Source organism: Enterococcus sp. DIV2453a, from assembly GCF_050533535.1.
Lineage (GTDB): Bacteria > Bacillota > Bacilli > Lactobacillales > Enterococcaceae > Enterococcus > Enterococcus faecalis.
In genome coordinates this window covers 954,596-966,179 of record NZ_CP172899.1, presented here as the reverse complement: position 1 = coordinate 966,179, position 11,584 = coordinate 954,596, and the positions used below count along the sequence as shown (strand labels likewise).

The window sequence follows — 11,584 nt, the reverse complement described above, 5'->3', positions numbered from 1 at the left end:
GGAAACATGTGTTTGTTTTTACACATTTCCGTCCTTCTCTTTTACTCATTGTCTCTTTTATTGTTTTGACACTTCTGGTATTGGACCAAACCGTGAGAATGGCCACATCACAAATTTCACTTCACCCAAAATATCTTTTTTATGAATAAAACCAATGACACGACCGTCTTTTGAATTCCGTCGATTATCACCTAAAACAAAGTAGCTATCTGCTGGTACTTTTTCTTTTAATGAAAAATCGCCTGTCAAAGGTTGACCATCTGTTAAGGCTTTTTTAAATTCATCTAAATAGGGTTCGTCAACTTCTTTTCCATTGATGTACAACGTATCATCCTTGTACGCAATTGTATCTCCAGGTAAACCAATCACACGTTTAATATAATTTTTATCTGGTTCATCTGGCGCTGGGAAAGTAATAATATCGAAACGATTAATTTCTGTGTTTTTTAACGTAATTACCCGTTCACCATCTGCTAACGTTGGATCCATTGAATGACCTCTCACTACGACAGGCGTAAATACAAATTGTCTCAGTAAAAACAGACCCAAAGCTAAACAGGCAAAAAAGACGACTGTTTTAATTAATTCTTTTGATTTCAAACTCATTCCTCCAAAAACCTTATTATCTTATGTCTCATATTCTACCACAAAGTAAATCAATCCTATAGTGCTTAACACCCAATTAATTTTTATGTACGCTTTTTTTACAAAATGGTCAGAAAAAAAACGTATTTCTTTCAAATTTGATTCTTACTTTTTTGATCCTGCTCATAAAAAAAGCATAATCAATTCTAAAAAGGGCTGAATTGATTATGCTTCTAGCGTTTTAGCGATCCATCACAACCACGTAACAAACTTCTAAAGGACCATGCAACCCGACAACCAGTTGCATTTCAATATCTCCTGAATTAGAAGGCCCTGAAATAAAGTGAATCGCTGAGCCGATTTTTTCGCCTTTTTCTATTTTTTCTGTATAAAAAGCTGCTGGCTGAGTCGAACGTGGAACGAGTTTGCTAAACGGTATAATTGAAATGTAATGCTTCGGTAAAAAGTGTAAAGCTCTGCCTTGCCCCGCATTGGACTCCACCACAATCGTTCCTGATTCAGCTAGTAAAAACTCAGCAAAGGCAATCGCAATATTTGCCTGAGCAGCTGTTTGAATATTCGCTTCTCGTTGCTCACTTCCAGGTTGCCATTGCTTAACAGAAACAGCCTCTAATGACTTAGCTAAATCAACTAATCCACAGGCTTCAAAACGTGCATCTGTTGGCAATAAAAGATTGCCTCCACCGAACTCAGCAACAATTTGCTGAATCGTCGTCAGTAAATTTTCTTGTGTAGTTTCCACTAAGTTCGTGTGAATCGTTTCCACACGTTCTTTCACAATCGTTAATAGCTCTGCTGGTGTTTTATCTGCCAACTGTTCTTCTGGTAAATGATTAACCGGCTCAAATGGATGAGCTGAAACAGACTGTTTTTCTACGCCTAATTTTTCTCGTAGATTTTGTAAAAAAGGTTCTCGATTTTGAATCGCTTCGTTAGTCATTTTTTTCACCTTCTTGATGTTTTTTGAACCAACTTCTGAAGTTTTCTGAAGATTTTGGTGGTCTTGGCAAATCACGAACATCGGTCCAACCTTTTACTAACCCTGGTCCTTTATCAAGGTAGCCCCCATGATTGTACATGTTTTCAACAGTAATTTCTTTTTGTTTACTTAAAATGCCCGCTGCAGCATGATCGACTTTCATGGCTGCTTTAAACATTGCTGGTGAACCAGTGGCTTTGCCTACCATACGCATTTGGAAATCTTCAAATCCATGTTTCATTTTCAGATCATCGGTCATCACTTTACGATGTTCAATTAATAATTCGTGCAATGGAATTTTCACAGGACATGTTTCCGTACATGCCCCACAGAGACTAGACGCATAAGGCAATTCCCCAAACTGTTTATATCCACCTAAAATTGGAGAAAGCACAGCACCAATTGGTCCTGGATAAATAGAGCCATAACCGTGTCCTCCAATATGGCGATAGACCGGACAAACATTCAGACAAGACCCACAACGAATACACTGTAAGACTGGCTGAAAGGCTGTTCCTAACGCTTTTGAACGCCCGTTATCCAAAATGACTACGTGAAATTCTTCCGGACCATCGGATTCATCCGCATTTTTTTGCCCAGCAAACGTCACATACGTTGTTAAATTTTGACCAACGGCACTTCTGGCTAAAAGGTTATCTAAAACCTCTGCTTCACGCATCGTTGGTACGATTCTTTCCATTCCCATTAACACGATTTGTGTCTTAGGAATACTGATGGTCAAATCAGCATTTCCTTCATTTGTATTTAAGTTAATTAAGCCGCTATCCGCAATAGCGAAATTACAACCTGTAATGCCAATCTCCGCTTCCAAAAAGAATTTGCGCATCACTTCTCGTGCACAGCGTGCCAAATTTACCGGGTCATTATCTCCTTGATACCCTAATTTTTTCGCAAAAACCTGACGAATCTGTTCGCGATTTTTATGAATACTTGGGAAAACAATATGTGACGGTTCATCCCAGTCATCCATTTGTAAAATGAATTCCGCCAAGTCTGTTTCCATCACACTGACATCGTCTAATCCCAATAACATTGGATCAATATCGACTTCGGTCGTCACCATTGATTTAGATTTCACAATTTTTTTCGCCTTTTTTTCTAGAACCACTTGTTTCACATATTCATTGGCCTCTTCGGCGGTTTGAGCAAAAAAGACTTTGCCACCTCGTTTGGCGACGTTATCACTGAACTCTTCTAAATAGTCAGGCAGATACTGAATTGTATGTTGGCGAATTTGTTCTCCCAGTTCACGCCATTGTGGCCAATTGCCTAAAGCTTCCCGCGCACCTTCTCGCCTCTCCCATTGGGCATCTTGTGCTTTGGCGACAGCCTTTTGCATAAACACATCTTTTTTACTTTCTTCAATTCGTTCACTTAACGGCTTATTGCTCGTTGATAATCCCACAGTTCTTCCCCCTTACCCTACCGATATGATTTGTGGTTGGTCCATGCGTGCTTCATCCACTTCGTGATTAAGGACTTCTGCAATATGCATAATCTTAATCTTTTTCCCATCACGATTAAATTTACCGCCGATATTCATCAGGCAACCCATATCCGCACTAATTAAAATTTCTGCGCCTGTATCAATCACATCGTTCATTTTTTCCGTCACCATTTGTTCAGAAATAGCTGGCATTTTCACTGAAAACGTTCCGCCAAATCCGCAACAATTTTCAAGATGTCCTAAAGGAATCATTTCTAATCCTTTCACATGATCCAACAAAACAAAAGGCGATTCTCGTTCATTTAAAATTCGCGTCATATGACAAGAACGATGATAAGTGGCTTTCCCATGTAACGTTGCGCCAACATCTTTGACCCCTAAGACACGATAAAGAAACTGACTAAACTCGTAAGTTCGCTCAGCTAAACGTTGTGCTTTTGGCCCATAAATAGGATCATCTGCTAAAAATTTGTGGTATTCTTTCATCATGCCGACACAAGACCCCGCAGGTCCCACCACATAATCGGCACCGTCAAAACTATCAATTTGATTCTTAAGCGTTGTCGTGCTCTCTGTCACATAGCCACTATTGTACGTTGGCTGACCACAACACGTTTGGCTTGTTGGTAAAACCGTTTCACAGCCATACCGTTCCAAAACCTCTACCATTGCTTGCCCTACATTTGGAAAAAGTAAATCCACCACGCATGTCGAAAATATACTCACTTTCACGCAAAATAACCTCCTCGTTTTCTACGAAAAGGCTCCATGAAATTAATTGGGCGGCTGTCATTAAAAGTCACTTGGCTGTCGTCTCTAACTACTTCACAGTGCCTTTTCAACAAATACGTTATTTGTAACAAAAATCGTTTTTTAAAATGATTCTTATACAATAATTATTTTACCAGTATCTGGTTTTAACAGCAAACGATTCCAGAAATTTTGTGCATTTTCACACAAAAAAGGAAGCTTTTTTATAAAAGTTTCTTTTAACCCCTTTGAAATTCGTTTTTTCTGAAGAAAAGAGTGACGAAATTTTGAAATTTTGGTAAACTAAGAAAAAACGAGAAATGAGGGCCATGCATGTTCATTTCATTTAACATGTTTATTCTATTAATTGTTGCAACGATCCTAATGATTTTTCTGATTATCTATTTGACAGTCACTGGAAATGATAAAAATAATAAAAAGAAACAAAAGAAAGAAACAAAAAGAACTACGCCAACTTTAAACAAAAAAACAACCGTTCCCCCTTCTCAGAAGCCAAATGTTGTGACTGATGTTGCAAAAAAGAGCGAGCCAGAAAAGCAAGCCGTACAACGAACACAGAAACCAACCACTAGAGAGGACGAGACTTCTCAATTTACACGAAGCCAACGTCATAAATGAAAATGGGACATAAGTCGAGATGACTTATGTCCCATTTTCTAATTCTTAAGATAATTAGCTGAACAAAAAATCCGCTAGTTGTTTCACTTTTTCTTTTAATTAATGATAGTTTATTCTTCTTTTCAGGTGTATACTAAATGATTGAAAAGAGACTTTTACTAATTAGGAAGAGGTGATTTTTTGTCTGCAAAGCGGTTTATTCAATTATTCATTTGTTATGCTATTTCAATGATTGTCGCAATACTTTTAACGGACTTATTTAATTTCTCGAGTCCTATAGCTTATTTAGTAGTGGCTAGTATCATCGGCTATGTAGTCATTACTGTTCCATTAACAATTATGACTCTATTAAAAAATAAAAATTAATAAAAAAATTGAGCGATTTTAATCACTTAAATTGCTCGATTTTTTTATTTTCATAATATTTTTCACTTATTTTTTCATTTTCATTGACAGAATAGTTGTAATTGTCAGAAAATTGTATATAATAAAGAAAGTTATTTTCATATTATTTTTTTCAATTAAAGGAGAATCCTATGAGTGAAACACAACAAACAACCTTAAAAAAACAATTAAGCTCGCGCCATATTACGATGTTAGCCTTAGGGGGAGCGATTGGCGCAGGTCTTTTTAAAGGAAGTGGCGAAGCAATTGGTATTGCTGGTCCTTCTGTTTTAATCGCCTTTCTAATTGGCGGTGCTGTTCTCTTCATCGTCATGAGTGGTTTAGGAAAACTTGTTTTAGATGGCGGAGACACACATCATGGTTTGTCTGGCTTAGTTCGACCATTTTTAGGTGCACATTCTGCTGATTTTATTGATTGGGTTTATTATTCCATGTGGACAATTAATATTATCGCAGAAGCGGTTGCCGCAGCTTCCTTTTTACAACTTTGGTTTCCTAATATTCCTGCTTGGTTTTTTGTTTTCATTTTAGCTATTTTAACGACGCTCATCAATCTTTACTCGGTTCGTTTATTTGCAGAAACAGAATATTGGTTGGCGTTTGCTAAAATTAGTGTCATCATTTTGTTAATTATTTTTGGTGTTTATCTGGTGGGACAACAAATGCTAGGCAGTGGTGTCTTCCCTACTTTACAAAGTATCACCAATCATGGTGGCTTCGCCCCACATGGCATGAAAGGTATTGTTAATTCTTTATTAGTAGTTATTTATTCTTATGGCGGTTCAGAATTAATCGCGATTACTGTCAGTGAAGCAGATGATCCTAAAAAAGCCATTCCTAAAGCGATTCGTGGTGTGATGGGACGGATTATTTCCTTCTATATCATTCCATTATTCTTACTTTTGATTATTTTCCCTTGGAATACCTTAGCAGGCACAACGGTGAGTCCATTTGTTATGGTTTTTGAAAAAATGAATATTCCTTTTGCTGCTGACATCGTAAATTTTGTGATTATTTTAGCCTTGTTTTCTTCTATTAATTCTGGAGTATACGCCTCTTCTCGCCTTTTATATTTTCGTTTAAAAGACAAAAAAGGGCCCCTAAGTAAACTAGCGGTTTTAAACAAGCACCAAGTACCTCAACGTTCAGTTTTCTTCTGCGCCAGTGTTTTATATCTGGGCGTTATTCTTTCTTATTTTGTTGGCGATGAATTATTTGGTTACTTAGCCGGTTCTCTCTCTTACACTGTCTTGTTAATTTGGATTTTAATTAGCGCTGCGGCGTTTGTTCTGTCTTTAAAACGAGGGTCTCTCTTTGAAAAAAGTATTAATCTTCTTGCTTTAATCATTTTAGGCCTCATCTTTATTGGCATCTTATTTACAAATTCGTCAGGCGTTACTCTTTTAACAGGCCTATTGTACTTTGTTATTTTCTTTAGTTATCGTAAGAAAAATGATTCCTTTCTACTCTCTGATGAAAGCTAAATAGACCGAAAAAACGAACAGTTTTGTAAGATAACTGTTCGTTTTTTCGATGTTCAAAAGCCGTCTTCTTTTGCTATACTATTTTCGTAAATTGTTAGGAGGAGAAAAAATGAAAAAAATTGGCGCTATTTTATTTATTGGCGTATTGATTGTTGGTGGTTATATAAGCTATCGTTTTTATGCAGATACATATAAGGGTGAAAAAGCCTATGCACAAGTTCCTCTAGAAATTCCTGAAAGAAAACAAGCATTAAACAATCAAAAACAACCAGTCTCTGGTCTATATTCATTAAAATACGCATTAACTTTTGTTAAAAGTAATGGAAAAACGCAAGTCATGGATTACGAACGGACAGACAAAAATCCTCAACCTTTGGAACCAAATGCTTACATAGAAGCAACCATTAGTAAAAAAAGAATCATCCAATCTCCTGTCAAAATTGATAAAAAAGAGATTCCAGAAAAAGCTTTTGCACAATTAAATAACCGAAAAACAACCAGCGATAATTAGTCATCGCTGGTTGTTTTTTTACATGGAATAACAATTAATTCATAAATAATGGTACGCTGATTTTGCTTAATTTCATGAGAACCAAAAATTTCTTGTACGCGTTGTTCTAAAATTGGAACTGACCATTGTTCTTCAAAATAGTTGCGGAAAAAGTCTTTTGAAATAGCTTCTGATGCTTCAAAGAAAAATTTTTTTGTGAAAAAAGGTCGCTGTTCTTTTTTTAGAAATGCTTTGTATTGTGCCATCCAATTTAACTGCGGGTTGCTCTCTTGCTCAAAAGGAGAAAACAACGAATCTTGCTCTTCCACTAGCCGAAATATAAGACACCATTCCTCACTTAATTGGCACAATGCATTAACTTTTTCCGGCGTATCCAAAGCAGGGTTCATCGCTGAAAAAACGACTTGAAATTTTTTCCCAGTCTCAATCAGTCTTTCTTGGCTTTGGTGAAGAAAAACAACGTTGCTTTGTGCTTTTGCTTCCGCAATCTCCAACATTCTCTGAGAAATATCGGCTAGCGTATACTCCGTGACTTGCTCTTGAAAAAAAGGTAAGTATCGTCCTGTCCCACCTGCGATATCCAGAAATGTCTGACACGGAAAAAGACCTTCTTGGACCAAGAAATCACGTAATTCTCGAGCAATTGGAAATGGCGATTCTTGTTGAATTTCTTCATATTCTTCTGCAAATTCATCCCAAAATTCCGCCAATTCTTGCTCATTATTATTCATCAACAATTGCCCCTTTCTCTCAATTCTTATAAAAAGTGTAGCAAAAGAAGCGCCAAAGAGCTAACAAGTTCACTCATTTAAATCAATAATTTCATCCACAAATCGCAGGGTTTTAGGTCGATGAGTAACCAAAATAGTCAACTTATTGTGGGTAAATTTTTGTACTTCTTGTAACACTTTTTCTTCGGTCTTTTCGTCCAATGCGGAAGTCGCCTCATCTAAAATAAGGATCTCTGCTTGTGTAAATGCTAAGCGCGTGAAAGCAATCCGTTGTTTCTCGCCGCCAGAAAAATTCATTCCTTTTTCACTCACAATAGTGTTTAAACCTTCCGGCAACCGTTCATAAAGTTCCCCCAACTGAAAACGATACATAGCTTCAATTACTTGTTCATCAGAAATTTCTTGATTCAATACAATATTTTCTTTTAACGTTCCTTGAAATATTGGCACATCTTGCGATAAATAAAAAACTTTTTCATAATAATCTTCCAAATTGAATTGTGTTAGAGGAAATTGATTCACATAAACTGTCCCCTCTGTCGGTTTCAATAATCCTAAAATCAATTTAATCAGGGTAGATTTGCCTGTCCCACTTTTTCCAATCAAGCCATAGGTTTTGTTCATTGAAAATTGTCGATTTTGTTGGGACATAATCGTTTGACTATCTACGCTAAAACACACATCTTTTAATGAAATTGTTTGAATTTCAGGTAACGCTTTGCCTGGAACCGCTAAATCAGGATCATCTTCTTTTTTATAAAAATCTTCCAAGCGCTGATAGGCTACTTTATCCAAATTATATTGAACAAATAAAACATTAAATATGGCTATCGGCGTATAAATTCGATCGATATACATCACTATCGCTACAAGTCCACCTAAACTTAGCGTCACGACGTTAGTAAAACTAAGTACGACAATACTTACTTTGATTAGTGCTACTAAAAAGGCAAAAAAGCCAAAGAAAAATTCATGGATCATAGTCATTTTTGTTATATTTTGACTATTTTCCTCTGCCATTAACGCGTAATTTTCAATCTCTTTTTTATATTTTCGATTAATTCTAAAAGTTACTAGTTCTGTCATCCCTCGTATCAAAGTAGCATTCATTGCTTCTTCAGAAATAAGTGTTTTTTCTTTCATTTTTTGTAGCGTTTTCAAAAGTATTTTAGTTAAAATAAATACAATCACATAACCAATTAGAATTGCTGGTAATAATTTTTTATCAATCAATGCTATGAAAAATAAATTAAATAACGTCTCTGGAATTAACTCTCGAAATAAGCGCCCATAAAAATTCAAGTGGATATTTCTCCCAGCTGCTGCACCAACTTCTACTTTTTGTAGTAAAGCTCCCGCTCCCAGTTTTAGATATTCTTCATAGGAAATCTTGCTCATTTTTATTAAACTTAATTTCTTCAAATAGAAATAGATGCCATTAGTTAAGTAAGCTTTCGGTTTCTGTTCACAGTAAGACAATAGCGGAATTAAAATAATTGTTGTTCCATACGCTACTAACAACCCTAGTTGGAAACTTTTTTGATAATGATCTAACAACTGTTGAAAAAAATAAATTGCTAAAGCACTACATAATGAAACAATCACGCCAATCAAAATGTACCAAGTGAAGCTTTTCCGAAAGTGCGACCATATTTTTTTAGTCATTTACTCCCTCCTTTTCGAACAGTACATACCTTACTGTAGCATAGTTTTTGATTGGCGCCTATCAGCAATTTATCTCCAGATAATAGAAAAGCCCCCCAGCGAAAGCTGGATGGCTTTTCTATTGTTAATTCTTTCTGATTTGTAGATAACTTACACCTAAAACGGCAAATGTACTTGCCAGTGTTCCTGCTATTAGCATAAACGGTGTTTTTGTTGTGCCTGTTTTGGGAAGTTCTCGTTTCCCGTTTTCTTCATTTAATTTTTGAATTGGTTCACTAAGCAGTTGGGGAGCCAACTGTGGGCTTCCTTCATTTTTCAATGTGTTTAATGGAGCGTTTAGTATTTGTGGTTGATTTTTTGATGTAATAGTTTTATTTGTCTCCACAGTTGTTTCTGTGGATGGCTGTTTTTTCTCAGTTGTAGTAATTTCTTTTGTTGGCGAGACATGAACTTCTGGTTGGCTGCTTTCTGCGGTTTCTGTTGTGCCATTATCTTCAGTTGTTACGCTTGGTTTTTCAGGTATGATTGGTGCAATCGTGCCTAGTGTTTCACTTTCATCTGGATTTTCTTCTTCCGTTGGCGACACATGAACTTCTGGTTGACTGCTTTCTGCCGTTTCCGTTGCGCCATTCTCTTCAGTTGTCACACTTGGTTTTTCAGGTATGATTGGCTCAATCGTGCCTAGTGCTTCTCTTTCATCTGGATTTTCTTCTTCTGTTGGTGAGACATGAACTTCTGGTTGGCTGCTTTCTGCAGTTTCTGTTGCGCCATTCTCTTCAGTTGTCACACTTGGTTTTTCAGGTATGATTGGTGCAATTGTACCTAACGTTTCACTTTCATCTGGATTTTCTTCTTCTGTTGGTGAGACATGAACTTCTGGTTGGCTGCTTTCTGCGGTTTCTGTTGCGCCATTCTCTTCAGTTGTCACACTTGGTTTTTCAGGTATGATTGGTGCAATTGTACCTAACGTTTCACTTTCATCTGGATTTTCTTCTTCTGTTGGTGAGACATGAACTTCTGGTTGGCTGCTTTCTGTGGTTTCTGTTGCGCCATTCTCTTCAGTTGTTTCTGTTGCCTGTTCCAAAGTAGGTATCTTTGGTTCCCATTCTTCTATTGTCTCTAAAGGAATGTCTAGACTTTCTTCTGTTGGCATTTCCACATTTTGATTGCCGCTTGCCTCACCGTCTACAAAAACATTTTTAACCTGTGATGTATTTTTTTCATTCGTTGCTTCTTGATTGTTTAGTCGATAATTGATGTCATAACTATTTTCAAATGTCGCTTGATGTTGCCCCGCTTCCGTGATTGTCGAAGTGTAACGGACGATAAAGGAAGTAAAGCGTGCTTTATCTCGATAAAAACGTAAATTAAAGTCATTATCCGTCACGAAGTCAATTTTGCCATAACCTTGTTGCTCAAACTCGGCAAGTGAAATATATTTAGTTTCTTTGTCATTCACAATATCAAATGTAAAACTCTCTTTATTTAATTGTTGACCACTTCCTTGTCGATCCGCAATTGAAATATCTTCTGTGACATCGGATTTATTGAGGTTCACATTTAAAAACCAACGTACTTGATTTGACTCTCCAGCCAAATCGCCTACTTTATAAAAAAACGGATAGTCTCGCTCAATTTGGCCAGTCTCTGTGTTAGTCATTCCTTCAATCGTCAAACGTTGAGTCGCCGTTGCTGTTCCGAAATCCGTTTCTATCACATTCGGTTGCGAACTATTGGTGATAAGCGTTTTAATCCCGAAAGAAAAATGCCCGTTCACATTATGTAAAGATTCAACTTTTTCATTAAATGTTGCTACAACATGATCTTTATAGATAAAAACTTCCCCTAAACCATTTAAATTGATTTTTCGTGGTGAGCCATCGTTCTCGGTCATTCCAACTAGTTCGTCTGGTAAAGTTAAAGTAATAGTATCTCCAGGTTTTATTTTCTGATTTTCTTTGTCACTAAAAGATACTTTAATGGAGGTCATCTCCCCTTGGTATAAAGTAGTGTGATCTAATTCTACTTTGTCAACGATTGAACTTTTGCTCAATTCGGCGCCAAACGAAATTGGACCAATCAATAACGCCCCCGCAATTGGTAGAATCATTACCAACAGTAACACTAAAAATTTTACACTTTTTGTCATAAAAAATTATTCACCCTTCTTTTCTCTTATTTTTTCCACTTAGTGGTCTTTTTCAGAAGTTGACAATAGCAAAAAGATATGTCTCGCACAATATTAATGCTCATTTAAGTAGCCTTTTTTTTAAATTTCTAATTCACTTCCTAAGGAAAACGTTTTATTATGGTAGTTACATTAGATAACGTTTGTTACAAAATATC

At 36.5% G+C, this 11,584-nt stretch carries 11 protein-coding genes; 4 read left to right on the top strand and 7 right to left on the bottom strand.

The window, feature by feature from the left end:
* Positions 1 to 57: 57 nt before the first annotated feature.
* From lepB to IGK03_RS04880, 4 genes are all read right to left on the bottom strand, one after another.
* Complete coding sequence (gene lepB, locus IGK03_RS04895) at positions 58 to 606, bottom strand: signal peptidase I (protein ID WP_002358039.1); 549 nt, start codon at positions 604 to 606, stop codon at positions 58 to 60.
* Positions 607 to 826: 220 nt separating this feature from the next.
* Positions 827 to 1,546, bottom strand: a complete 720-nt coding sequence (locus tag IGK03_RS04890) for a LutC/YkgG family protein (protein WP_430602528.1) — start codon at positions 1,544 to 1,546, stop codon at positions 827 to 829.
* The gene (locus IGK03_RS04885) at positions 1,539 to 3,011 is read right to left on the bottom strand and encodes a LutB/LldF family L-lactate oxidation iron-sulfur protein (RefSeq protein ID WP_430602526.1); all 1,473 of its coding nucleotides are present in this window, start codon (positions 3,009 to 3,011) and stop codon (positions 1,539 to 1,541) included. Before IGK03_RS04885 ends, IGK03_RS04890 begins: the two co-directional genes overlap by 8 nt.
* A 12-nt stretch (positions 3,012 to 3,023) precedes the next feature.
* Entirely contained in the window at positions 3,024 to 3,785 is a 762-nt protein-coding gene (locus IGK03_RS04880) for a (Fe-S)-binding protein (RefSeq protein ID WP_002365495.1), read from the bottom strand.
* Between the two features lie 369 nt (positions 3,786 to 4,154).
* On the opposite strand from IGK03_RS04880, the gene IGK03_RS04875 reads away from it, so the two are divergent.
* From IGK03_RS04875 to IGK03_RS04860, 4 genes are all read left to right on the top strand, one after another.
* Positions 4,155 to 4,442 carry a hypothetical protein gene (locus IGK03_RS04875; protein ID WP_002390077.1) on the top strand — a complete coding sequence of 96 codons (288 nt, stop codon included), beginning with the start codon at positions 4,155 to 4,157 and terminating at the stop codon, positions 4,440 to 4,442.
* A 180-nt stretch (positions 4,443 to 4,622) separates the two neighbouring features.
* Complete coding sequence (locus IGK03_RS04870) at positions 4,623 to 4,808, top strand: hypothetical protein (RefSeq protein WP_002358046.1); 186 nt, start codon at positions 4,623 to 4,625, stop codon at positions 4,806 to 4,808.
* 170 nt (positions 4,809 to 4,978) lie between these two features.
* Positions 4,979 to 6,331 carry an amino acid permease gene (locus IGK03_RS04865; protein WP_025187102.1) on the top strand — a complete coding sequence of 451 codons (1,353 nt, stop codon included), beginning with the start codon at positions 4,979 to 4,981 and terminating at the stop codon, positions 6,329 to 6,331.
* Between the two features lie 109 nt (positions 6,332 to 6,440).
* Positions 6,441 to 6,842, top strand: coding sequence for a YxeA family protein (locus IGK03_RS04860; RefSeq protein ID WP_002375201.1), 402 nt, complete (start codon positions 6,441 to 6,443; stop codon positions 6,840 to 6,842).
* Here the strand turns inward: IGK03_RS04860 and IGK03_RS04855 are convergent.
* The 3 genes from IGK03_RS04855 to ace all read right to left on the bottom strand — a co-directional run bounded on the left by IGK03_RS04855 (position 6,839) and on the right by ace (position 11,387).
* Positions 6,839 to 7,573 carry a class I SAM-dependent methyltransferase gene (locus IGK03_RS04855; RefSeq protein WP_025187104.1) on the bottom strand — a complete coding sequence of 245 codons (735 nt, stop codon included), beginning with the start codon at positions 7,571 to 7,573 and terminating at the stop codon, positions 6,839 to 6,841. The genes IGK03_RS04860 and IGK03_RS04855 overlap by 4 nt on opposite strands.
* Before the next feature lie 69 nt (positions 7,574 to 7,642).
* On the bottom strand, positions 7,643 to 9,238 hold the full coding sequence (locus tag IGK03_RS04850; protein ID WP_016617183.1) for an ATP-binding cassette domain-containing protein: 1,596 nt from the start codon (positions 9,236 to 9,238) through the stop codon (positions 7,643 to 7,645).
* A gap of 124 nt (positions 9,239 to 9,362) precedes the next feature.
* Positions 9,363 to 11,387 (bottom strand): collagen-binding MSCRAMM adhesin Ace, encoded by a 2,025-nt coding sequence (ace, locus tag IGK03_RS04845; RefSeq protein WP_202334795.1) that lies wholly within the window; start codon positions 11,385 to 11,387, stop codon positions 9,363 to 9,365.
* Positions 11,388 to 11,584 lie beyond the last annotated feature (197 nt).

Excerpts from the sequence above, each read along its gene's own strand:
- lepB (WP_002358039.1), bottom strand. The coding sequence starts at position 606 with ATGAGTTTGAAATCAAAAGAATTAATTAAAACAGTCGTCTTTTTTGCC.
- IGK03_RS04890 (WP_430602528.1), bottom strand. The coding sequence starts at position 1,546 with ATGACTAACGAAGCGATTCAAAATCGAGAACCTTTTTTACAAAATCTA.
- IGK03_RS04875 (WP_002390077.1), top strand. The coding sequence starts at position 4,155 with ATGTTTATTCTATTAATTGTTGCAACGATCCTAATGATTTTTCTGATT.
- IGK03_RS04865 (WP_025187102.1), top strand. The coding sequence starts at position 4,979 with ATGAGTGAAACACAACAAACAACCTTAAAAAAACAATTAAGCTCGCGC.
- IGK03_RS04860 (WP_002375201.1), top strand. The coding sequence starts at position 6,441 with ATGAAAAAAATTGGCGCTATTTTATTTATTGGCGTATTGATTGTTGGT.
- IGK03_RS04855 (WP_025187104.1), bottom strand. The coding sequence starts at position 7,573 with ATGAATAATAATGAGCAAGAATTGGCGGAATTTTGGGATGAATTTGCA.
- IGK03_RS04850 (WP_016617183.1), bottom strand. The coding sequence starts at position 9,238 with ATGACTAAAAAAATATGGTCGCACTTTCGGAAAAGCTTCACTTGGTAC.
- ace (WP_202334795.1), bottom strand. The coding sequence starts at position 11,387 with ATGACAAAAAGTGTAAAATTTTTAGTGTTACTGTTGGTAATGATTCTA.